Source organism: Paraburkholderia sp. J63 (genome assembly GCF_905220245.1).
In the GTDB taxonomy this organism is placed as follows: Bacteria; Pseudomonadota; Gammaproteobacteria; order Burkholderiales; family Burkholderiaceae; genus Paraburkholderia.
The window spans coordinates 22,474-43,954 of the sequence record NZ_CAJMZF010000019.1; the positions used below are offsets into that span (position 1 = coordinate 22,474).

The following is a 21,481-nucleotide window of genomic DNA, read 5'->3' on the forward strand; positions in this document are numbered from 1 at the left end:
GATTAGCAGCCCATAATTATCTCAACGAGCGTCTCCAGCGGACAACCCGGCAATCAATCCCTGCTCGCCGAGCCTCGCTGCATCGACCACGAAATCCGCCGCACCGAAACTTTCAATCTCGCGAGCGATTTGCTTGGTGTCGCTGTCTGGCCCGAACAGGATGAGCTGAAGCTTCCCGTTCGGCCTCTGACGCCGCCATTCGGAAGAATCGAGCCGATCGAGCGCTTCCATCACGGTGATTTCGTCGGCCTCGCCCCAGCAGAACGCGAGGTGGTCCGCGCGGCTGGCCTGCTCGTAGGTCGTATCGGTCGGGCAAATGAGCACCTTTTGCCCGCGTTCTTTCAGGCGTTTGCCCGCTTCAATCGACAACTTCAGATCGACCGGCGCGGCGGCAATATAAATCGTGGTGGGGCGGTGCGGTTCCTCGGGTCTGGCCTGCTTGCGGGCTTCGAGCCGCTGGATGACGAACTCGTTGAAGCGCGCGGCGGTGTCGCCTTCGAGTTCGTCCGTTTCAAGCAACGTATCGAACCCGGCAAGAATCCGCAACGGGTCGCGCTCGTTCGCTTCGGCCGCGCCTGCTGCGGGGTTGCCTGCCTCGGGCACGATCTTCGGTATCCAGATGAGCCGGTGGAAATCAGGCCGACGCGCAACTTCGGCAGCCGCCTCCGTGAGTTGCAGGGAGACGATTCCGACGTCGAGGCCATCGGGTTTGTAACCGTGGCGTTCACCGATGAAATGGATGGAGAGCTCCGCCTGCGCAAGACCGGAACGCACCACGTTCTGTACCGCGCTGCCGTCGTCCGCGAGCGGCGATTGCACATCGGGCACGACGGTGTAGTGGCGCTTGCGAAGCTCGCGAACCAGCGTCTCGTAAGGCTCCAGCAAGTCGCTTGCCGGCTTGGCCAGATAGACGGTCCGCTGACCGGCGCGAGGAGGGAACTCGACGATACTGTGTTCCTCTTGCTCGTCGGGATGATTGTCGCGCCCGTGCTCCGGCTCCCGCCCGGATGCCCCCTCGCGTTCACCGGCGCCATCGGTGTCCTCGTCTACCTCGGTCTGCCTCAGTCTCTCGAGGCTCTTCATGATAGAGACGGCCAGGCCGTGGATCGCAGCAGCGTAGGGCGTGGGACGCTTCAGAACGCCACGGACGTAATAGGAGCTTTCGCCGCCGGTCTCGCGGTCTCTTTCCCAGAACCGCACCGCGTGGACGGCCTGGAGCAACTCGGGCAGCTCGTCGTCCGCCACCGGCTGTTTTTCCAGACGAAAGATTCGGTTGTTCTGGCCCGCTTGCGGCAGGTTCCGCAACCTGTGCACGAACAACTCGACTTCTCGTTGGCACTGCTCACTTTTCGCAAAGTTCTTTGATGTGACCACGAGCATGAGATCGCTCTGATTGAGCGTATCGTCAATCACGTTCGGCCATCTATCGGAGAACCTGAGATTTTCCTGATCGCGCCAAATGAGATTTTCCGGCAAGCCGAGATCAATGAGTTCCCACTTGAGTTGATCGTAAAGATAACTAACAAACCCACGGGTTTTTGGCTTCTCAAGCGGGCGCTGATCATCGTCCCTTGCATAGCTCAGAAAGGCAGAGCCTCGCTTGTTTGAGACGGCTTTTAGAATGCTCATTGTACGCTCCGCGATCAGGGCCCATTGCCGGTGCGAAGTATTGATGGCACGGTATTCGATACGTTCTGGTTCTTTTAAGGAAATCGATAATTCAAATGAATTGAAATGAAATTGAATTAATTTAATTTCTTTAATAGTTTTATTGATCGTAGGCTTCCTGTTTGTTGCAATATGTGCGCTGTCCAACATAGGGATTCGTACGAGCGTTGGTCCGCGCCGATTTGCTATTTGCTTCAGGCGCTTGTGGTCGACAACGGCGGATTGATCGATCCGGGCATAGCGGGCTGTCGAGTTCGCATATGCTTGCTGCGATCGGCTCACGTCCATTCATGGTTCGCCCCTGGTCGATGTCTCACGCGGGCGTGCGCGTCAACCTGGACAGGGATTCCGCCGCACCCCCAAAGCGGACATTTCAACCTGGCCACTACAAAATGAAAAGTTGATAACTTTACTTATGTTAAATTCAACCTCGACATGCAGGTGGGAAGCTTGTCATCGAACCGTTAATGGTTTAAATTCAGTCCTATGTGAACCTTACCCGGAGCGCTTGATGCATCTTGCCGACCATGTGAAGCCGATCAGTTACCTCAAAAGCGAAGCGGCGCAAATCGTAAAGGACCTGACGGAGTCTGGAGAGCCGCTCGTCATCACGCAGAACGGCGAGGCGAAGCTCGTCGTCCAGGATGTGCGAACCTACGAATCGACGCAGCAAACCCTCGCGCTCCTGAAAATCCTGGCTATCGGCCAGAAGCAGATCGAGCGCGGGGATCACGTCGATGGCGACGAGTTCTTCGCGGAGCTCAACGAGCTCGACCGTCAGGAAAAGCTCCGCTGATGGCGGCGCCGTTGCTGAAATACCGCATCCTTCCGACCGCGCGGATCGGCATCGACGAGCTCAGAAACTATGTCGTCCGCACGTTCGGATGGGAAACATGGCGTCAGACATCCGCGCAACTGCAGGAAACGATCACCCATATCCGCCAGTTCCCCGCTAGCGGTCATGCGCCTGCCGAGCTTGAGGGCTTCCTGGAGGACGGTTTCCGGCAAGCCCTGTCCGGCAAAAACCGGATCATTTATCAGGTCCGTGACAATATCGTTTTCGTTCATCTCGTGGTCGATGTGCGACGCGACCTGCCGTCGCTCCTCCAAAGAATCGTGCTTCGCCTAATGTAACGGGGCCGCACGGCGGCCCTGCGCGCATCTCGGGAGACAGCTGGACCGGTGCCAAACGCAAAAATGTCCAGCACATGCCGCGCGCGTGCGCGCGGTGCGCCAATTACCAATTTTTTGGGGTCTGACGTAAATAAGTAGTCAGTCTGAAACTATTCCGGCGCCGGAGAGCATGGCAAACTATGTGCATGGTTTATGCGCATGGGAGATGCACATGATCAATACGCCCAGGGCGCAACTCGATGCCCTCAAGCGGGCCGCTAAAGCACACGCCCCAGCAAAGGTTACGCGCAAACCCACCAACGTTTCGCTTCCGACGGATCTGCTCGAGCGTGTCAGGGAACTGAACGTCAACGTTTCGCGGGCAAGTGAACGCGGCTTGCGCGAAGAGGTTCAGGCGGCCGAGGCTCGTACCTGGGCAAAAAAGAACGCGGGCTTCATTGCTGAAATGAATGCACGTATCGAGCGTGACGGCTTGCCCCTGGAAGACTATCGGATGTTTTGATGGCGCGTTTTGATCTTTACAACAACCCCTCAACAAGATCCAGGGCCAAGTCACCGTTTCTGCTCGACGCGCAAAGCGATTACCTCGGTAATCTCATATCGCGCGTAATCATTCCCTTGACGCGCATAGCCGGCAACTATACGACGAGCAAGGTTGCGCAGGATCTCTCGCCCATCATCGAGATCGAGGGAGAAGCGTTCGTGCTGGAAATGCCGTTGCTCGGCACAGTCAGTGTAGGACGATCTGGGTTGCTATACGCGTATATGGAATATGGCGTAATGCCCGACATCCTCACGCCGCCGTGGGCGAAAAAGTCATCGAACTGGTAAACAAGCCGAATGTTCTCAAAGGCGTACGCAAAGGCGGCGACTACTTCCTTTCTGCGCTGCGCTCGCTTAACTCGCGGCTGGGCATGTTCCGGGAAGTCCGCAGCATGGGGTTATTGATTGGCGCCGAGTTGAGCGAGCAATTCGCAGGACGTGTGCCGGAACTGGTGAGCTCGGCATTCGTATCCGACCTCCGGATGCGCATGAATGTCCCGGCGAATAGCCTGTATTTCGGACGCATGCGCCTCGATTCCAGCAATAAATGCCATGGTGAATGACTCGGCCCCGCCCGGAACGCGGGACCTTTCGAAAATCAAACGTGAAAGATCTGGGCGACGAGCGCGGCGCCGAGGAACGTACCGGCGTTCGCGACGAACGAGACCAGCACGATACGCCAGCCAAGCCTGCGGAATGCCGGGATGTCCTTGGCAACGGAGAGGCCCGCGAACGTCAACATCGGGGTTGTCACGCCGAGGAAATCGTTCTTCGCGCTCAGTGCCGCAATCTGGGCAGCCCACGGGCAAAGCGGAGAGGTCATGAACATAGCGACGATCGATACCCAGCAGACAGCGGGAATTTTTCTGCCAGTCGCCGTGGCAAACAGATCGCCAAGGACCGCGGCAAGCACCATGAAGCACATGCCAGGCAAGCCTTGCAGCAGCGGCGTGCCGTGCGTGATCCAGTCGCAGACCAGCGAAAGCACGGCGGTCAGCACCCATGCAGCGAGCTTGCCCGTAAAGCCGAGAACCGGCGCTTCGGTCTGAACGTCTCCGAGCTTCGGGCGCGAATCAACCGCCGCGTTCGATGCACTCGACGCCCGGGTCGTGCGGCCGATGAGTGGCTCGAGCACGCGGTAGCCAAACAGCGCCATCGGCAGTGAAATGAACAGTGTGAAGTACGTGCCGACGGTCGTCGTAATGAGATTGCTCGCCGCCGCGAAGGTCATGACGTCCTTCGCCATCTCCGGCGTCTGCTGCGCCGCGATCGCGCCGGACGCCGCCGCCATCATGCTGCCCGATCCCACGCCCGAACCCATGGCGAGCGCAAGCGGATGAAAGATGTGCAGGCTCGCAACGAAGCCGGCAAAGATCGCAATGAAGACCGCGCCGAATACCGTGCCGGTCAGGTACTCTGCAAGAACGCCCCGCCCTTCGGCAGAGTCCATTCCGTACTTTTCGCCGATGATGGCAAGGCTCGGTTCGCGGCCCACCGAAAACGTCGCGCCAATGGCTTCGCGTTTAATGCCGAGAAGCAATGCAAGCGGTAGCCCGAGGAGAATGGTCCCGACGAAATGGCCGAGTTCCTGAAAGGCCAACGCCCATCCCGACGCGGCGAGCTTCGGCAGCGCGCTTCCGACCATTAATCCCAGCTTCGAAACGAAGAGCAGCAGCGCTGGCTGCAGGACCGCAGCGGCGAGCAGTTGCGTCCTGATGTCGAGACGCAGATCGCTCTTCCTGCGCCCGGAAAAGAGACCAAGCGCTCCGCCCATCAACAGCGCCCAGATCATCGGCAGCAAAACGACTTTGCCGGGACCGACGCTAAACGTGAATGACCCAATGAATTCCGCGACAACCAGGATTGCTGCCGCATAGACCAGAAGCTTCGCACCCGTGAAACCATGGCTTCCCGTGCTTTCCGTCATCATCGTATGTTCCATGCCTCCTCCGTGGTTTCAGGCTAACGCGAGGCCTCATATGCGCGGTTACCCGCGCTTCAGCTTCCGGCGAGGCCCCGGCCAACCCGGCCTATTTGTTTTTTATTTCGCTCAATAGTTGCCACTCCAGGCGCTGTGCTCTGCCCGGAGGGGCTGCTGGTCAGAGATATCCAAACGCGGTTGCCGGATCCTTCGCCGTTTCCACCCAGACGCTCTTCGTCTGCGTGTATTCGTAGAGCGCTTCGACGCCACTCGAGCGTCCATAGCCGCTCATGCCGTAACCGCCGAACGGCGAGGCCACGTTGATGGTCTTGTAGCCGTTCACCCAGAACGTGCCCGCGTTGATCTGGCCGGCCACCCGATGCGCGCGCGCCACGTCCTTCGTCCACACCGCACCGGCAAGACCGAACTCCGTGTCGTTGGCGATCTGGATGGCTTCCTCTTCCGTGTCGAACGGAATCGCAACGACCACGGGCCCAAAAATCTCGGTGCGGGCGACGTCCATGGAGTTGTCCACGTTCGCAAGCACCGTCGGCGAGACAAAGTAGCCCGCGTCGGAGCGTTCCGTCGAGCCGGCCGCGAGCGTTGCGCCCGCCTCCACGCCGCTTGCGATCATCTTCATGACATGGTCGTACTGCGTACGATTGCAGATGGGGCCGATTTCCGTCGCATCATCGGTGGGCATACCGACCTTGATCTTCTTTGCGCCGTTCGACACCATCGCGACGAACTCGTCATAAACGGAACGCTGTACCAAAAGACGCGAACCCGCCACACAGCTTTGGCCAGCGCCCGCGAAAATCGCAGCCTGAGCCGTGAGCGCCGCGCGCTTGAGGTCGGCATCTTCGAACACGATGTTCGCCGACTTGCCGCCGAGTTCGAGCACACAGGGCAAAACACGTTTCGCAGCCGCTTCCGCAATGCGCGCGCCGGTTGCCGGCGAGCCGACGAACACGACCTTCTTGATGGCCTTGTTGGCGATCGCCGCTTGAGCTACGGTCTGACCATAGCCCGCGAGCACGTTGATGAGGCCCTTCGGCACACCCGCTTTCTCGGCCAGCATGCCGACCACGAGCGAGCTGAACGGCGTGAGTTCGGACGGCTTGAGCAGAACCGCGTTGCCCATCGAGATGGCGGGCGCGAGCTGCCAGCCGCACGTGAAGACCGGCGCGTTCCACGGCGTGATCTGCAGAACCGTACCGGCGGGCTCACGGCGCGTGTAGTTGAGATGCGAGGTCGGAACCGGAATGACTTCGCCATAAAACTTGTCGGCCCAGCCACCGTAGTACTCGAACATTTCGGCGACCTTCGCGACTTCGCCGCGGCAGTCGCGAATCGGCTTGCCCGAACCCAGCGACTCCAGGCGGGCCAGCGGCTCCGCGTGCTTCCTTAGTTCGCGTGCGACTTCGAACATCACACGGCCGCGCGCGGCGTGGGTCAGCGCCCACCACGCCTTTTGTGCAGCCGTTGCCGCGGACGCGGCCAGCGCCACGACTTCGGCGCCCCCATCCTTGTATGCGAGGCTTCTCTCGCCCGTCGCGGCGTCGTAGAGCTGGACAAGCTCGCCGTTGCCGGCGACCAGGTCGCCATTCACATAGGAGCCGACCGTGCTCGCGTTCGGGAAGAAGTGCTTGAATGCCTCAAGCAGGGTATCTGCAATTTGCTGTGCCATGTTTGCTTCCTGTTTCGTTCAGTGCTTTTCGACGAATTCGACGATGCGGTTGAAGTCCTCGGCATCGGCGATCGACGCTTCGCTGTTGGCCCAGAGCCGCCCCGCTTCCTTCGCGACGGGCGCGGACACGCCCTGGCTCTCGAGGAGCGCCATTGCCAGGCGCATGTCCTTGCGCATCAGCTTCATCGTGAAGCCCGAATCGAACTTGCCGTTCAGGATCCAGGTCGGGTAGTTGGTCAGCGTCGCGCTGTTCTTGCCGGAACCGCCGCTAAGCGCTTCGATGAGGCGTTCCTTGTCTACACCTACCGCCTCCGCAGCGCGCACGGCCTCGCTCGTCACCAGAAGATGGACGCCCGTCAGCAGGTTGTTGATCAGCTTCGTGACGTGGCCCGCGCCCGGCGGACCGACATGCACCTGTTTGGCGCTGATGGCGCTCAGCAGCGGCTGCACGGCGGCGACGTCTTCGTCGGCGCCGCCCAGCACCATTGTCATCGTCGCGGTCGCGGCACCCTTCGGGCCACCGCTCACAGGGCCGTCGATGAAGCGGACTCCGGCCTCCTTGAGGGCTGCCGCCACCTTGCGCGTGCTGTTCGGGTCGGCCGTGGTGGTGTCGATTACGATCAGGCCCGGCTTCGCGCTCGCCAGCACGCCGCCTTCGCCGAACACGACCTCCTCGACGATTGCCGAGGTAGGCAGCGAGAGAATGAGCACCTCAACCTGGCTCGCGATGTCCGCAATCGACGCGCAGGGCAGCACCCCTTCGTCGCCGAGCGCGCGCACGCTTTCCTCGTTGGCGTCGAACCCGAGCACCGTAAAGCCACCACGCTTTGCCGACAACGCCATGCCGCGGCCCATGTTTCCCAGTCCGACGACGCCTACCTTTTTCATTGATGCGCTCCTCTGCAGTTCCGGCAAATGTGTATTCGGATGACATAGCTGGCCTCCGATGTCTGTGATGTTCGGCTTCTTGACGTATTCAAACAATAAATGCCAATATCGTCTCCGTTCTAATTATTCGAACACTCGATATGAACAACGCCCTCACGGAGAGCCGTATCGCCTATTTCTTCGAGGCCGTACGGTCTGGCACGATTCGGGCCGCCGCGGACTGGCTGAACGTCGCACCTTCGGCGGTTAGCCGCCAGATCAGCCTTCTCGAAGAAGAACTTGATGCGGCCCTGATAGAGCGGCACTCAAGGGGCGTGACGCCGACCGAAGCGGGTGAGTACGTCATCGAGTACTTTCGGGAGCAGCGCGCCCATCGGGACGACCTGCTCTCGCGGCTGCAGGAGTTGAGAGGCTTGCGCACGGGGCACGTGAACGTCGTGCTGGGTGAGGGATTCGTTTCCGACATGTTGTCGGGGCCCATGCAACAGTTCTGCAGACAGTACCCCAACATCAAGGTCAATCTCGACCTCGGCAGCACGAACGACGTCGTGAGACGAATTTCGGAAGACGAGGGTGAGATCGGCCTCGTCTATAACCCGCCGAACGAGGCGCGCATCGTCTCGCGGGCGGCGCGCCAGCAACCGATGATGGCCATCGTCGGCATGCAGATGGCGCGCACAATCAACAGGAAGAGCCTGAGCGTGCAGGAACTCGCTTCCTATCCTTTGGCGGCGCCTCACCCCACCTACGGAACGAGGCAAATGCTCCAGGCCGTGGAATTTGCCGAGCGGATCAGCCTCGACCCGTTGGTCACGACCAATTCCATCAACATCATGAAACAGTTCGCGAAGTCGGAACTGGGCATCGTGGTATTGCCGGCGTTTGCCGTTGCCACCGAGCTGGAAGCCGGAGAGCTGACGGCTATTCCGATTGAACATCCAATTCTTGAGAATGCCGAGGCGCATCTGGTGACACGTGTGGGACGAAAATTGTCGGTGGCCGCAAACAAGATGCTGCAGATGATGTCTTCGCAGATGACTGCGTTCCGCTAATAGCCGGCACAGGAGAGCGGCACGCGCCCAGTTTGCCGAGCCACTTCTGCACCCCGGACGCTTCGACCTCCGCGAAGTCTTGCCGATCGACACCCGGCGCGCCCTTGTTAGAGCGACACTAGGCGCACGCGTGCGCCAGCACATCCTCGCAATAGACCTTGTCGTCACCGCGTAGAGGCGATACCCGGCTTCTGCCTTCGCTTTCGCGTGTAACGCCATCTGCAGCTTCTGAACACGAATCGGAGTTGACAGGTCGCCCAATCTCCACGTCCTCACTACGTATTGCGTTGGTCTTGAACCAAGGCACCTTCCCTCCACCAGCATTACACCGGCTTCAACGGTAATACGGGCCTCTCCGTCACCCCAAGGCGCCCGGCCTGTCCCTCACCGGCGTCCGATTGGTCATCCCTGACCACGCCGAGGAAAAGCGCTGCCTTTGCACGGCGCACGCCAGGAAGAGACATTCGATATCAGTACCTGGATCGCGGCAATCGAGGCGATTATAGGAGTGCGAATGACTCGCGCCGGAGAGCTGAACCGATGAAAGAACACTGACAACTGCCTGTGGCAGCCTCAGCTTTACTGCATAGCCAAGAATTCGTAGTCCTTCAACTTCGCGAATGTGCATTGAGGCTTTGGGTCGAAGGTGACAACGAGGCCGCCAAAGAAATTGTGCTTCAGTTCACCAGGGTGGAATCCTGCAAGTGCACATTTGTGACCTCTCATGCACCGCTGCTATGTTCAACCTGGCTTACGCAAAACTCGTCTGTCTCGACAGTGCGCGACCGGACAAAGTCCGAAGCACCGAAAAGGCAGACAGATAGAGCGACTATCGATCTGTCATCCGATGATCACATTTGATGACGGGCCGCGCTATAAGATCATTTGCCGCTCTTGGAGCATCAAGGAGTGAGCGTGCAGCATCGCGCGTCCCAGCACGTCGACCCCAGTCTGCTATGTCCGGGTGCCCGTCGGCCAGGCGATCAACCCGAACCTGCGGATCGTTGACAAACTGTATCGACCATCAGCGCATCAAGATCCCCCGATAGTCCTCCTCCCACATACGGCCAGTAGTCATTCGCACATCTAGTTGGGTCGACAGGCGCTTCTCGCCTCCCCTGTCGCCATTCATGAAAAATCTCGCGATCACCTCATCACACTCCCCACTGCCGACCCCGTCACCGCCCCGAGACAGGGCAACGATTCAACGGGATACCTTAGCCGCGAGCCCCCGGTGCCCCTTGCGCGTCTGCATCACCGCAGCCACGAGCAGCGCGCCCAGCACGAGGCCACCTGCCACCACATACAGCGCGACATCGGTGCGGCCCGTCATCTCCTTGAGCGAGCCAATCATGTATGGCGAAACAAAGCCCGCGAGATTGCCGATCGAGTTGATCATCGCGATACCGGCGGCGGCCGTCACGCCGCTCAAGAACGAAGTCGGCACGGCCCAGAACAGCGAGGGAATCGAAAGCACACCCATGTTGGCGACGCACAGTGCAACAATCCCGAGCACCGGCTCGCGCTGCCACACGACGCTCAGCACGAAGCCCGCCGCCGCCAACGAAAATGCCCCAATCAAATGCCATTTACGCTCGCGGAAGCGATCGGCGCTATAACCGAACGCCAGCATGCAGACGATCGCGCAAAGACCCGGCACGGCGTTGAGCAGGCCGATCGCGAGCGCGTCCTTCGCGCCCATGCGCTGAATGAGCGTGGGCATCCAGAAGCTGATCGCGTAAAGCCCGACGTTGTAGAGAAAGTAGATCGCGACGAGCGCCCACACATAGCCGTTCGCGAGCAGCGCGCCGAAGCCGTGCGCCACCTTCACGCGGTCTTCGGCCGCCATCGCGTCGCTCAGCCAGTTCTTCTCGGCGTCGCTCAGCCAGTTGACCGTGCGAATCTGCTCGCTCATGCGCAAGAAGATATACACGCCGAGCAGGATGGTGGGCACCCCTTCACAGAGAATCAGCCATTGCCAGCCGCTCAGGCCGCCGAGCCCGGAGAAGAATTCGAGAATCGAGCCGGACATCAGCCCGCCGATCACCCCCGAAGAAGCCAGCGCGATATAGAACGTGCCCCATGCGCGCCCGCGCCGCGCCGCGGGAAACCACTGCGACATGTAGTAGATCGCGCCCGGAATAAACCCCGCTTCGGCGAGACCGAGCAGGAAGCGCATGACATAAAACTGCATCGGCGTGCGCACGAAAATGGTGGCGCACGACAGCAAGCCCCACGTAATCATGATGCGCGAGATCCAGCGCCGCGCGCCTACGCGATGCAGGATGATGTTGCTCGGTATTTCCAGCAGAAAGTAGCCGACAAAGAAAATGCCCGCCCCGAAACCATATACGACGTCGCTGAATTGCAGTTCGTTCGCCATCTGCAATTTCGCGAAGCCGACATTCACGCGGTTCAAATAAGAAAAGAAAAAGCCGAGCATCAGCACCGGCAAGATGCGTAACGAGACCTTCCGGAACAGCGCGTTTTCGTCGATGGACATGCTTGTCTCCTGATATGTTTTTTACGCGCGCAGCGCGTGCGCGACTTGATCGAGCGTTGCTCGTGCCCGCTCGTGCGTGACTTTCTCAGCCGACGCGATAAAACCGCTGCGCCGTGCCCGCGAACAGTGCGCGCAACTCGCCTTCGGTCGCGTGTGGCAACGCGCCGATCACATCGGCGACGATCTCGGTGAAGCTCGCCGAGAGATTGCCCACCGGCAGGTTGCTCGCGAACATCGACCGCTCGAAGCCGAACAGATCCACCGCCTCGCGAATCACGCGGCGGTTGCTCGCACTGTCCCAGGTTCCGTTTGGCAATCCTGGCTCGGATACCTTAAGCAACACGTTGGGACAATCCGCCAGCGCCTGCATCCCGTGCCGCCAGATCGCCACACCCGCATCCGAACGGTCGAGCGGCAAACCCAGATGGTTGGTCACGATGGGCGTATTCGGGAACGCGCGCGCGACTTCGGCGGCTTCTTCCAGATGCCAGTACGGCACGCGCAAATCCCACGAAAAGCCGAAGCGTTCGAGCATGGCGAGACCGCGCAGCCACGCCTCGTCCTGCATCGTGCCGGGCTGGCCACGCACCGAATCGCCGGGACCGGACGAGATTTCCGGCTTCGAGCGCACGCCGCGCGCGAGCGGGCTTTTCGCGTGACCCGCGAGGACCGCTTCGCAGTCGGGCTGCACGAAGAACACATGACCGACGATGGCGCTCGGCAAGCCCGTTGCCGCGTTCAGTCGCGTGAGGAATTCGGTTTCCTGCACCTGCTCGCTGCGCGAGCGTTCCGCTTCCACATGCACGGTGCCGATCACGTCGAAGCCCGCCGTCGCCGCGCGATATTGCGGCGGCAGGAAGTTCTGGCACATCCGACGGTAGTCGCCGAGGAAGAAGTGCTCGTCGTAGTCGTCGGTGAGCCAGGGGAAATGGCCCTCGGCGAGATCCCAGAAGTGATGGTGCGCGTCGAAGATCGGCAGGTCGAAACCGAGCGCGTTGTTCGATGCGTTGCTGCTTGCCGTGGAAGTCATCGTGAAACCTTTGCAGAAAGATTCGACAAGTCGATGGGCCGATACACCCGCGTCGCCGTGTCGTGAAAAAAGGCGCGCTGCTCCGCCGTGCTCCACGACGACACCAGCGCTTTAAAGCCGTCGATGAGCGCGTCGAGCGAGAGAAACAGGCCGTCGACGGGAAAATTGCTGCCGAACATGAGCCGTTGCGCGCCGAACAGTTCGCGCAGCGTGCCGAGCACTTCGCGGTTCGCTTCCACGCTCCACGGCTGGCCGGCTTCGCACAAACCGGACACCTTCACGGCCGTGTTCGGCAGCGCCGCCAGCGGCGCAAGCGCTTCGCGCCAGCCGTGCAGCGTGATGGCCGAGCGGTTGCCGGGCACGCCCGCATGGTTGACGATCAGCAGCGTGTCGGGGAAATCGCGCGCGAGCGCCGCCGCTTCGCGCAGGTGATGCCACTGCGTTTGCAGTTCGAAATGCAGGCCGTATTGCGCGAGTTGCGCGTAGCCGTCGCGCCAGCGGCCGTTCGACATCAGCGTGTTGCCGGATGAAGCATGCGCGTGCGCGGGCTTGTGGCGCACGCTGCGCACGAGTTCGAAGCGGCTTTGCGCGGCCAGCACGTCGGCGACATTGGCCGCATCGAGCCATGCCTGCGCGGCCATCGCGTTCGGCAAACCGTGCTCGCGCGCGAGCGCCGTAACGAAGCGCGTTTCATCGAGCGGCGTGGCCGGGTCCCATTCCGCTTCCACGTAGACGGTGGCGGCCACGTCGTGACCGGCCGCATCGCGGCGGTAATCGGCGGGCAGATAGTCGCGCTTGATGGCCTCGTAGTCACCGTAGCGGTGCGGCACACGCACGCCCGGCGCGAGCCACGGATGATGTCGCCGCGCGAGCGTCCAGAAGTGCTGGTGCGCGTCGACGATGGGGCCGTCGTACTTCGTGTTCATGTGCGTTCCGCCGTGCGCGTTGCATCGCCGGCTGCGCTCGCATCGCTCGCAACCGGCGTCGCGCCGAAGTCGATCAGCAGCGAGCCGATCAGATAGGTCAGCGCGCTCGCCGCGAGAAACAGCAGCACCATGTGATAGCCGCCCGTCATCTGCACAATCACGCCGACTACGACAGGCACCCCGATCGCACCGCTCGTGCCCGCGAAGTTCATCACGCCGCCCACCAGTCCGACTTGCTCGCGCGGCGCAAGCATCGCGGGAATCAGCCAGTAGAGGCCGCCCCACAGGTGGAAAAACACACCAATGGCAAGCACGACCACGGCGAGGCGCACGTCCTCGACGAACGGCAGCGCAACGAGACACAACAGCGACATGCCGCCCGATACGCCGAACAGCAGCTTCATCGCCCGCGCGCGCGGCATCACGCGTTGCAGCCAGTCGGCGATCGCGCCCGAGAGAATTTCCCCCAGCGCGCCCGCGAGGAAGACCGCGAACGTGGCAATGCCCATGCTGCGGATATCCAATCCACGCCCCGCTGAAAGATAGTTAGGACCCCAAGTGACCAATCCGAAGAACACCGTGGCCCAGCCGATGCGCCCGATCACCATGGCGGCGAGGGTGCCGCGCGTGAGCGGCGCGCGCGCGGCGCCGCCCGGCATTTCGCCGGCCACGCGCTTGGCTTCGCGAATCTCGCGCGCTTCCTCGGCGTCGAGGCGCGCGTGCTGTTCGGGCGTTTCGCGCAGCATCAGATACACGGCGACGCCGAGCACCACGGTCGAGATGCCGACCACGATGAACGCGGTGCGCCACGAGCCTGATGCGCCGATCAGCGCGCTGATGACGAGCCCGCCCACCGCCGATCCGAGCGGCGCGCCGCTGTCGATCAGCGTGAGGCCGCGCGCGCGTTCGCCGGGCGGCAGCCACGCGGCGGCGAGCTTGGTCGCGGAAGGCATATAGGGCGCTTCGAACACGCCGAGACCGATACGCGTGAGCAGCAGCATCACGCCGTTGATCGCGAAACCGGCAACACACTGGAAGCCGCCCCACAGCACCGCGGCGATGCCGATCATGCGGCGCGCGCCGAAGCGGTCGGCGGCCCAGCCCGCGGGAATCTGGAACGTGCTGTAGGTCCAGAAGAACGCCGAGAGAATGAGTCCTTGCATGGCCGGGCTCAGCGCGAATTCATGCACGATCGACGGCATGCCGACCGAGAGCGACATGCGGTCGATGCAGTTCACCGTGTAGAGCGCGAACAGCATCAGGATCATGCGCCAGCGCGTGGTGGCGAGCAGCGCGCGCAGCGAGCGCGGCTTGCCGTGCGTGGACGAAAGCGCATGGGCGTCGGTATCGGTTTGCATGGTCTCCTCCGGATATCGTTGTGTCGACGGCGTGGATGGTGTCGCCAGCGAAGACGCCGTCTACCAGCGTGCGCCGAACGTCGTGCGCAACTCGTCGATCTGGTCCTCACCGAGCGGCTCGACGCTCCTGCCTTGTGCCTGCATCATCAGAACGAGGCGCGCCGTTTCCTCGAGTTCCTCGAGCATCGCGGACGCTTCGCGCAGGCTGCGATGCCACACCACCGGCCCGAGCCGTTCGAGCAGCACGCCGCGCACGCTGCCCGCGAGTTCGCGCACGCGCTCGGCCACCTGCGGGTGGCCGGGGCGGCAATACGGAATCAGCGGAACGTGGCCGACCTTCATCACGTAGTACGGCGTGATCGGCGGCAGCACATCGTCCGCGCGCCACACGCCCGCAAGCGTGAGCGCGACGAGGTGCGTCGAATGCGTATGGACAACCGCATGCATGTCGGGCTGATGGTCGTAGACGGCGCGATGCAGCGCGAGCGTCTTGGACGGCTTGTCGCCGGCCACCCATTCGCCGGCCGTGCTCACCTTCGCGATGCGCGCGGGATCGAGGTCGCCGAGACAGGCGTCGGTGGGCGTGATGAGCCAGCCGTCGTCGAGCCGCGCACTGATGTTGCCCGCCGTGCCCGCCGCGTAACCGCGATCGAAGAGACTTTTGCCGATGCGCGCGATCTCTTCGCGCAACGTGCTTTCCTGATTCATGGAGATCCTGGTCATGACTGAAGCGCGAGGGCGCGCGTAAAGAAGTCCGTGCCGCCGAAATTGCCGGATTTGAGCGCGAGCGCGATGTGGCCTTGCGCGCTGTCGCCGAGCGTCCACGGCACGCCCGGATCGATTGGTGCGCCGATGCGCAACCGCGACACGCCAAGCGCCTGCACCACCGCGCCCGAGGTTTCGCCGCCCGCCACCACGAAGCGATGCACGCCGCGCTGCGCGAGTTCGCGCGCGATGGTGGCCAACGCGCCTTCTACGAGTTGCCCTGCCCGTTCGACGCCCAGTTGCGCCTGGATCGCGCCCAGTTCGTCGGGCGCGGCCGTCGCGTAGATCAGCACGGTTTGGTCGGGGTGTTGATCGAAGAAGGCGAGCGCCGCTTCCACCACTGGCTCGCCAGCGGCGAGCGCGAGCGGGTTGATACGCAGCGCGGGGCGGCTCGCGCGCCAGTGTGCGACCTGCGCCTGGCTCGCGCGCGAGCTGCTGCCGGCGAGCACCACCGCGCGGCCGCCCACGGCGGGCAGTTGCGCGGCCTGTTCGCCAGCTCCGAGCAAACCGGTTCGGCGGAAGTTGTCCGGCAGGCCGATGGCGAGACCCGAGCCGCCCGTGAGCAGCGGTGCGTCGGCGAAAGCGCGGCCCAGTGCGTGCAGGTCGTCGTTCGACACGGCGTCGGCGATCGCGAGGCCCACGCCTTGCGCGCGCAGTTTCGCCGTCGCCTCGCGCGTGGCCTGCTCGCCAGCGGCGATCGCGTCGTAGCGCAGCAGGCCGACGGGCAGCGTGCTTTGCGCGGCCAGCACGCGCACGAGGTTCGGGTCGGTCATGGGCGTGAGCGGATGCTTTTCCATCCCCGATTCGCTGAGCAACGCGTCGGCGACGAACAGATAGCCGCGATACACCGTGCGGCCGTTCTCGGGAAACGCGGGACAGGCGATGGCGAAATCCGTCCCGAGCGCCTTCATGAGCGCCTCGGCGACGGGGCCGATATTGCCGGCGGGCGTCGAGTCGAAAGTCGAGCAGTATTTGAAATAGAACTGGCGGCAGCCCTGCGCCTGAAGCCACGCGAGCGCAGCGAGCGACTGCGCGATGGCCTCCTCGGCGGGGATCGTGCGCGACTTGAGCGCGACCACGAGGGCGTCCGCCGCGATGGGCTCCGCGTCGCGCGGCACGTCGATGAGCTGCACCGTGCGCATGCCGCCGCGCACCAGCATGCTGGCGAGGTCGGTCGCGCCGGTGAAGTCATCCGCGATACAGCCGAGCAGCGGCGCGTTCGGGGCGGTTTCTGGAATAGGGGTCATTGCCTTCTTCTCCTCAATGTCAACCGATTATAGCCTTAATGTTCTAATATGTTAAAGATTGATATAAAAGTTGACGTAAATGGTAGTGAAAGTTAAATTCGCGTTCAGACAACGTGCGATTCCGTAGCTCGCGCAACCGTTCGCCGGCGAAGTCCGCAGCCGAGCGGCCGCCCAACCACTGGGGACACCCCTTATGAACTTCGAACTGCTTTTCCGCGCGGCTTCCGTAGCCCGCTCGCCCGTCACGCCGGTGGTCCGCTACGCGCTGACCGGCGCGGGCGGCGGCTTCGCGCGCACGCTGCTCGCGCAAACGCGCCTGATCGACCGTCTCGCGCCGACAGTGCTCTGCGATCTCGATCTCGCGGGCCTGCGCGCGCTGTGCATCGAACTCGGCTACGAAGCAGCGTCGCTCGTCGAATGCAGCGACGCCGCCAGCGTGCGCGCACTCTCGCCGGGCCAGATCGCGCTGGTGCGCGACGTGGCGCTGCTCGATCCGGCCGCCTTCGACATTCTTGTCGAAGGCACGGGCAACCCGTCGGTCGGCTACCGCGCCGCGCGCGCCGCGCTCGAAGCGAAGCGCCATGTCGCGATGGTCAGCAAGGAAGTCGACGCCGTGGCGGGCGTGTCGCTCGCGCAATTCGCGGCGCAGCAAGGCGTGGTCTACACCACGGCGGACGGCGACCAGCCGTCGAACCTGATCGGCTGGGTCTCGTGGGCGCGCACGCTGGGCCTCGACATCGTGGCGGCGGGCAAGTCGAGCGAATACGATCTCGTGTTCGACGAGGCCACCGGCGAAGTGACGCAGCTCGATCAGCGCTTTGCCGCACCCGAACTCGCGAACCTGATGACGCTCGGCGACGATGTCGCCGCCACGCTCGCCGCGCGCCGCGAAGCGTTGCGCGGCCGCAAGACCTCGGCTACGGCCGACTACTGCGAGATGACAGTGGTGGCGACCAACACGGGTCTCGTGCCCGACGTCGAACTGCTGCACTACCCGGTCGCGCGCACCACCGAACTCGCCGATATCTACGCGTTGCGCGAAGACGGCGGCGTGCTCTCGCGCACGGGCGTGATCGACGTGTTCAATATGCTGCGCCGCCCGGACGAGGCGAGTTTCGCAGGCGGCGTGTTCGTGGTCGTGCGCACGACCGACGCGCCCACCTGGTCGCTGCTCGCGCAGAAGGGCCATGTGGTGAGCCGCAACGGCCGCTATGCGTGCCTCTATCTGCCGTATCACTTCATGGGCGTCGAGACCCCGATCACGCTGCTCGAAGCCGTGCTGCACGGCCGTCCGACGGGCGCCGCGCAACCGATCCAATGCGCGGTGCTGGCAGGTCGCGCGACGGGCGACATCAAGTCGGGCGCGGTGCTGCACATGGGCGGCCATCATCACGACGTGACGGGCGTGCAAGCCGTGCTGCTGCCGCGCGAAGCGGCGGGCGCGAATGTCGCGCCGCTCTATCTGGCGGCGCACGCGACGCTCGCGCGCGACGTGGCGGCCGGCGAACTGCTGACGCTCGATCATCTGCAAAACGTGGACGAAGCGCTGCTGGCCGCGTGGCAAGCCGGCGCGAAGTAAGATCGGCGGCCAACGCAGCATGGCAAGCGCGTCGTCGCCGCGCTTGCAGCGACGCGCGCCTGAGCCCACGCAGCGACGCGCAATAAATACAGGGAGACACCATGCGGGGAGAGGTCGCAACCATCGCGATGGCTGTGAGCGCCATCGTCGTGCTGATCGTCCTGATCGTGCGCCTACGGCTGAGCCCGTTCGTGGCGCTGACGTTGTCGGCGCTCGGGCTCGGCCTTCTGGCCGGCGTCACGCCGGAACACAGCATCGAAAGTTTCACCAAAGGCTTTGGCGGTGCGCTCGCGCGTACGGGACCGGTCGTCGGCCTGGGCGCCGTGCTCGGCGGCATGCTGATCGGCACGGGCGGCGCGGATCGCATCGCCAATGCATTCGTCGGCAAGCGGCCGCTCTGGCTCACGCCCTGGACGATCTGCGCGGCGGCGCTACTGGTCGGCATGCCGCATCTGTTCGATGTGAGCTTCATCATGCTCGCGCCGCTCGTCTACACGATCGCGCGGCGCACGAAGAGCCATCTGCTTTATATCGGCTTGCCGGTCGCGGCGGGCCTGTACGTGTCGCACGGTTTGCTGCCGCCGCATCCGGCGCCCACGCAGGCGGTTTCGGCCTATCACGCGAATACCGGGCTCACGCTGCTCTACGGACTGACGATTGCGATTCCGGGCGCGGTTCTCTGCGGCCCGCTATTCACGCTCGCGGCGCGGCGCTTCTTCGGCCCGGCCCCCGATCTGGCGGCGGGCCCCGGCGGCACGCGCGGCGAGGACGTGCGGGAATCGACGGCTTCGCTGCCGCTCTCCGTGATTTCGCTGCTGATTCCGCCCGGCTTGATGTTGGCGGGCACGGTAGGCATGGGACATGTCGCGAAAGACAGCGGCGCATTCGTGTTCTTCCAGGCGCTCAACGACCCGATTCTTTCGCTGCTCGCCGCCGTGGTGTTCGCGTGGTTCGCGTTGGGCGTGCGCGGCGGCTACGCACTGGCGGCGATGCAGAAAATGGTCAACAAGGGCGTGGCGCCGCTCAGCACGATCCTGCTGATTCTCGGTGCGGGCGGCGGCTTCAGCGAGATGCTCAAGTCGATTCACCTCGACACGATCATCGTCGAGCATTCGATGCACTGGGCGGTCAGTCCACTGCTGCTCGCCTGGGCGCTCGCGGCACTCCTGCGCATCTGCGTGGGCTCGGCGACGGTGGCGACGGTGGCGGCCAGCGGTATCGTCGCGCCGCTCATCGTGGCGCATCCGGGCGTCTCGCCGGAACTGATGGCGCTGGCGACGGCCTCGGGCGCGGTGATGCTCTCGCATGTGAACGATTCCGGCTTCTGGCTGTTCAAGGAATACTTCCAGCTCTCCGTCGCGCAGACGTTTCGTACCTGGACGCTCATGCTCTCGCTGCAATCGATGGTCGGGCTCGCGGGCGTGATGCTGCTGAGCACGTTTATCGGCCATTAACATCGGTTAACATAGCGGCGTTCCGAACGGCCCCGCAGAGATTCCGTATGTCGAGCAAGACCAAACCCGACGAAACCCCAACGGCGCCGCTGATTCCCGATCAGCGGCGCGAAGCCATGCTGCGCCTGCTGCGGCGCGACAAGGTGCTGTCGCTGCATCAGTTGATGGAGTCGCTGGGCTGCTCGCACATGACGGTACGGCGCGATATCGCGCTGCTGGAGCGCGAAGGGCTCGTGCATTCGGTGCCGGGCGGTGTGCGCGTGGCGAGCCAACTGGCGACCGAGCCCAGCCACGTTTCGAAGACGCTGATCGATCCCACGGAAAAGCGCGCCATCGCGCAAATCGCGGCGTCGTTTCTGCGGCCCGGCATGACGACGTATCTCGACGCGGGCACCACCACGCTCGCGCTTGTGCCGCACATTCTCGCGCTGCCCGACATCACGGTCATCACCAACGACTTTCCGATCATGCAGGAGCTGATGAACGCCGGGCATGTCGCCGCGATCCACACCGGCGGCCTGTTAGACCATGCGAATCAGTCGAGCGTCGGCGAACTCGCCGCGGCCACGCTGCGTCAGCTTGCCGTGGACGTCGCGTTCATCTCGGCCAGTTCGTGGGACTTGCGCCGTGGTGTGACCACGCCCTCGCCGCCCAAGATCGACGTGAAGCGCGCGGCGATGGACGTGGCCGAGCAAACCGTGCTGCTCGCCACCAGTGCGAAATACGGCACCTTCAGCACGTACAAGATTGCCGGGCTGGAGCGCTTCGACCATATCGTCAGCGACTCGGCGCTGCCCGAGGCTGCGGCTTCAGGCATTCATGCGGCGGGGCTGTCGCTGAAGCTGGCGTCCGCCGGCAAGAAGGCAGTCGATTCGTAGCGGGCGCGGAAGTGTCGATTGGTCTTAATCGACGCAAAGGCGGCCGCGACAATTGAGGCGAGAAAGTCCGTGTGGAAAAATCGCTATATCCGAAAGGGGCGAGGTGGTCGAAATGAGCCGTGACGTAAGTGAGCCGTGACGTGCTGGATTTCAGCGACATCCAGCGAAGTGCGCTCGCGGACGGCACGCCCCGCGCTCGACGAATCGCGTCAACTCTTCGCCGACGCTCGCGGCGACGCTTGCCCAATCGCCGCGTTCCGGTGCGACGGCCAGCTCGCGCTGACACAGTTGCTCGGCATGGGTCGCCTGGCCGGCAGTCCAGTGTGCTTGCGCCCGGCGGCATTACATAATGCACCTCGTCGAGGCAGTACGCATAGGACGGAGCCCGTAGGCATTCGTGCCGACGATATCGAATGCATCGCACGGATCGATCACCGTCATGTTCGGCATCGCGCGCACCAGCGCGAGGTCTTCGGCGGCCTGATGGCTCGGGCCGTAACCCGTCGTAAGCCCAGGCAGCGCGCAGACGATCTTCATATCAAGGTTGTCTTCGGCGATCGTCTGATGGATGAAATCGTACGCGCGACGCGTCGCAAACACGGCGTACGTCGTGACGAACGGCTGCGCACCTTCGTGGGCGAAGCCGGCTGCCGCGCCCATCAGCAGTCGCTCGGCCATGCCCATCTGGTAGTAACGCTCGGGAAACTCCTTCGCGAAAATGTGCAGATCGGTGTACTTGCCAAGGTCCGCGCTAATGCCGATCAGCGGCAACGCAATGATTGCGCAGAGATACGGAATGGCGGTGAAAATGCCGACCGACAGCGACCATTTCCAACGAAATTAAG

At 63.0% G+C, this 21,481-nt stretch carries 19 protein-coding genes and 1 pseudogene; 9 read left to right on the forward strand and 11 right to left on the reverse strand.

All coding sequences use genetic code 11. The features are described from left to right. Window positions 1-21: 21 nt before the first annotated feature. Complete coding sequence (locus U5775_RS20670) at window positions 22-1,818, reverse strand: toll/interleukin-1 receptor domain-containing protein (protein ID WP_322059957.1); 1,797 nt, start codon at window positions 1,816-1,818, stop codon at window positions 22-24. A 361-nt stretch (window positions 1,819-2,179) separates the two neighbouring features. On the opposite strand from U5775_RS20670, the gene U5775_RS20675 reads away from it, so the two are divergent. From U5775_RS20675 to U5775_RS20695, 5 genes are all read left to right on the forward strand, one after another. Then, a complete protein-coding gene (locus U5775_RS20675; RefSeq protein WP_322059958.1) occupies window positions 2,180-2,464 on the forward strand; it encodes a type II toxin-antitoxin system Phd/YefM family antitoxin in 285 nt (94 codons plus the stop codon). Further along, entirely contained in the window at window positions 2,464-2,802 is a 339-nt protein-coding gene (locus U5775_RS20680) for a type II toxin-antitoxin system RelE/ParE family toxin (protein ID WP_322059959.1), read from the forward strand. Before U5775_RS20675 ends, U5775_RS20680 begins: the two co-directional genes overlap by 1 nt. Window positions 2,803-3,013: 211 nt before the next feature. After that, entirely contained in the window at window positions 3,014-3,304 is a 291-nt protein-coding gene (locus U5775_RS20685; RefSeq protein ID WP_322059960.1) for a type II toxin-antitoxin system CcdA family antitoxin, read from the forward strand. After that, window positions 3,304-3,633 carry a CcdB family protein gene (locus U5775_RS20690; protein ID WP_322059961.1) on the forward strand — a complete coding sequence of 110 codons (330 nt, stop codon included), beginning with the start codon at window positions 3,304-3,306 and terminating at the stop codon, window positions 3,631-3,633. The genes U5775_RS20685 and U5775_RS20690 overlap by 1 nt, the downstream gene beginning before the upstream one ends. Then, window positions 3,606-3,908, forward strand: a complete 303-nt coding sequence (locus U5775_RS20695) for a hypothetical protein (protein ID WP_322059962.1) — start codon at window positions 3,606-3,608, stop codon at window positions 3,906-3,908. The genes U5775_RS20690 and U5775_RS20695 overlap by 28 nt, the downstream gene beginning before the upstream one ends. 35 nt (window positions 3,909-3,943) lie before the next feature. Here U5775_RS20695 and U5775_RS20700 read toward each other — a convergent pair whose 3' ends face one another. From U5775_RS20700 to U5775_RS20710, 3 genes are all read right to left on the reverse strand, one after another. Continuing rightward, window positions 3,944-5,287 carry a DUF3100 domain-containing protein gene (locus U5775_RS20700; protein WP_415913617.1) on the reverse strand — a complete coding sequence of 448 codons (1,344 nt, stop codon included), beginning with the start codon at window positions 5,285-5,287 and terminating at the stop codon, window positions 3,944-3,946. Between the two features lie 157 nt (window positions 5,288-5,444). Further along, the gene (locus U5775_RS20705) at window positions 5,445-6,956 is read right to left on the reverse strand and encodes an aldehyde dehydrogenase family protein (RefSeq protein ID WP_322059963.1); all 1,512 of its coding nucleotides are present in this window, start codon (window positions 6,954-6,956) and stop codon (window positions 5,445-5,447) included. 18 nt (window positions 6,957-6,974) lie between these two features. Next, the gene (locus tag U5775_RS20710; protein ID WP_322060060.1) at window positions 6,975-7,862 is read right to left on the reverse strand and encodes an NAD(P)-dependent oxidoreductase; all 888 of its coding nucleotides are present in this window, start codon (window positions 7,860-7,862) and stop codon (window positions 6,975-6,977) included. Between the two features lie 122 nt (window positions 7,863-7,984). Here U5775_RS20710 and U5775_RS20715 point away from each other — a divergent pair, with 122 nt between their 5' ends. Next, entirely contained in the window at window positions 7,985-8,896 is a 912-nt protein-coding gene (locus U5775_RS20715) for a LysR family transcriptional regulator (protein WP_322059964.1), read from the forward strand. Window positions 8,897-10,100: 1,204 nt separating this feature from the next. Here the strand turns inward: U5775_RS20715 and U5775_RS20720 are convergent. The 6 genes from U5775_RS20720 to otnK all read right to left on the reverse strand — a co-directional run bounded on the left by U5775_RS20720 (window position 10,101) and on the right by otnK (window position 16,725). Further along, a complete protein-coding gene (locus U5775_RS20720) occupies window positions 10,101-11,399 on the reverse strand; it encodes an MFS transporter (RefSeq protein ID WP_322059965.1) in 1,299 nt (432 codons plus the stop codon). 85 nt (window positions 11,400-11,484) lie between these two features. Further along, entirely contained in the window at window positions 11,485-12,429 is a 945-nt protein-coding gene (locus U5775_RS20725) for an amidohydrolase family protein (protein WP_322059966.1), read from the reverse strand. Then, window positions 12,426-13,355 (reverse strand): amidohydrolase family protein, encoded by a 930-nt coding sequence (locus tag U5775_RS20730; RefSeq protein ID WP_322059967.1) that lies wholly within the window; start codon window positions 13,353-13,355, stop codon window positions 12,426-12,428. The genes U5775_RS20725 and U5775_RS20730 overlap by 4 nt, the downstream gene beginning before the upstream one ends. Continuing rightward, complete coding sequence (locus U5775_RS20735; RefSeq protein ID WP_322059968.1) at window positions 13,352-14,713, reverse strand: MFS transporter; 1,362 nt, start codon at window positions 14,711-14,713, stop codon at window positions 13,352-13,354. Before U5775_RS20735 ends, U5775_RS20730 begins: the two co-directional genes overlap by 4 nt. A gap of 60 nt (window positions 14,714-14,773) precedes the next feature. Beyond that, on the reverse strand, window positions 14,774-15,421 hold the full coding sequence (locus U5775_RS20740; protein WP_322059969.1) for an aldolase: 648 nt from the start codon (window positions 15,419-15,421) through the stop codon (window positions 14,774-14,776). Between the two features lie 11 nt (window positions 15,422-15,432). Next, window positions 15,433-16,725: a 3-oxo-tetronate kinase gene (gene otnK / locus U5775_RS20745; protein ID WP_322059970.1), complete on the reverse strand. Its 1,293-nt coding sequence runs from the start codon at window positions 16,723-16,725 to the stop codon at window positions 15,433-15,435. Between the two features lie 193 nt (window positions 16,726-16,918). Here otnK and U5775_RS20750 point away from each other — a divergent pair, with 193 nt between their 5' ends. The 3 genes from U5775_RS20750 (at window position 16,919) to U5775_RS20760 (ending at window position 20,636) form a co-directional block, all read left to right on the forward strand. Continuing rightward, window positions 16,919-18,304 carry a homoserine dehydrogenase gene (locus U5775_RS20750; protein ID WP_322059971.1) on the forward strand — a complete coding sequence of 462 codons (1,386 nt, stop codon included), beginning with the start codon at window positions 16,919-16,921 and terminating at the stop codon, window positions 18,302-18,304. A 101-nt stretch (window positions 18,305-18,405) separates the two neighbouring features. Beyond that, window positions 18,406-19,758 (forward strand): gluconate:H+ symporter, encoded by a 1,353-nt coding sequence (locus tag U5775_RS20755; RefSeq protein ID WP_322059972.1) that lies wholly within the window; start codon window positions 18,406-18,408, stop codon window positions 19,756-19,758. A gap of 47 nt (window positions 19,759-19,805) precedes the next feature. Further along, entirely contained in the window at window positions 19,806-20,636 is an 831-nt protein-coding gene (locus tag U5775_RS20760; protein ID WP_322059973.1) for a DeoR/GlpR family DNA-binding transcription regulator, read from the forward strand. 405 nt (window positions 20,637-21,041) lie between these two features. Here U5775_RS20760 and U5775_RS20765 read toward each other — a convergent pair. Beyond that, window positions 21,042-21,401 (reverse strand): annotated as a pseudogene (locus tag U5775_RS20765) (transketolase family protein); the annotation flags it as partial. Window positions 21,402-21,481 lie beyond the last annotated feature (80 nt).

Excerpts from the sequence above, each read along its gene's own strand:
- U5775_RS20760 (WP_322059973.1), top strand. The coding sequence starts at position 19,806 with ATGTCGAGCAAGACCAAACCCGACGAAACCCCAACGGCGCCGCTGATT.
- U5775_RS20725 (WP_322059966.1), bottom strand. The coding sequence starts at position 12,429 with ATGACTTCCACGGCAAGCAGCAACGCATCGAACAACGCGCTCGGTTTC.
- U5775_RS20755 (WP_322059972.1), top strand. The coding sequence starts at position 18,406 with ATGCGGGGAGAGGTCGCAACCATCGCGATGGCTGTGAGCGCCATCGTC.
- U5775_RS20720 (WP_322059965.1), bottom strand. The coding sequence starts at position 11,399 with ATGTCCATCGACGAAAACGCGCTGTTCCGGAAGGTCTCGTTACGCATC.
- U5775_RS20705 (WP_322059963.1), bottom strand. The coding sequence starts at position 6,956 with ATGGCACAGCAAATTGCAGATACCCTGCTTGAGGCATTCAAGCACTTC.
- U5775_RS20675 (WP_322059958.1), top strand. The coding sequence starts at position 2,180 with ATGCATCTTGCCGACCATGTGAAGCCGATCAGTTACCTCAAAAGCGAA.
- otnK (WP_322059970.1), bottom strand. The coding sequence starts at position 16,725 with ATGACCCCTATTCCAGAAACCGCCCCGAACGCGCCGCTGCTCGGCTGT.
- U5775_RS20690 (WP_322059961.1), top strand. The coding sequence starts at position 3,304 with ATGGCGCGTTTTGATCTTTACAACAACCCCTCAACAAGATCCAGGGCC.
- U5775_RS20700 (WP_415913617.1), bottom strand. The coding sequence starts at position 5,287 with ATGGAACATACGATGATGACGGAAAGCACGGGAAGCCATGGTTTCACG.
- U5775_RS20735 (WP_322059968.1), bottom strand. The coding sequence starts at position 14,713 with ATGCAAACCGATACCGACGCCCATGCGCTTTCGTCCACGCACGGCAAG.
- U5775_RS20685 (WP_322059960.1), top strand. The coding sequence starts at position 3,014 with ATGATCAATACGCCCAGGGCGCAACTCGATGCCCTCAAGCGGGCCGCT.
- U5775_RS20730 (WP_322059967.1), bottom strand. The coding sequence starts at position 13,355 with ATGAACACGAAGTACGACGGCCCCATCGTCGACGCGCACCAGCACTTC.
- U5775_RS20750 (WP_322059971.1), top strand. The coding sequence starts at position 16,919 with ATGAACTTCGAACTGCTTTTCCGCGCGGCTTCCGTAGCCCGCTCGCCC.
- U5775_RS20715 (WP_322059964.1), top strand. The coding sequence starts at position 7,985 with ATGAACAACGCCCTCACGGAGAGCCGTATCGCCTATTTCTTCGAGGCC.
- U5775_RS20670 (WP_322059957.1), bottom strand. The coding sequence starts at position 1,818 with ATGTTGGACAGCGCACATATTGCAACAAACAGGAAGCCTACGATCAAT.
- U5775_RS20740 (WP_322059969.1), bottom strand. The coding sequence starts at position 15,421 with ATGAATCAGGAAAGCACGTTGCGCGAAGAGATCGCGCGCATCGGCAAA.
- U5775_RS20680 (WP_322059959.1), top strand. The coding sequence starts at position 2,464 with ATGGCGGCGCCGTTGCTGAAATACCGCATCCTTCCGACCGCGCGGATC.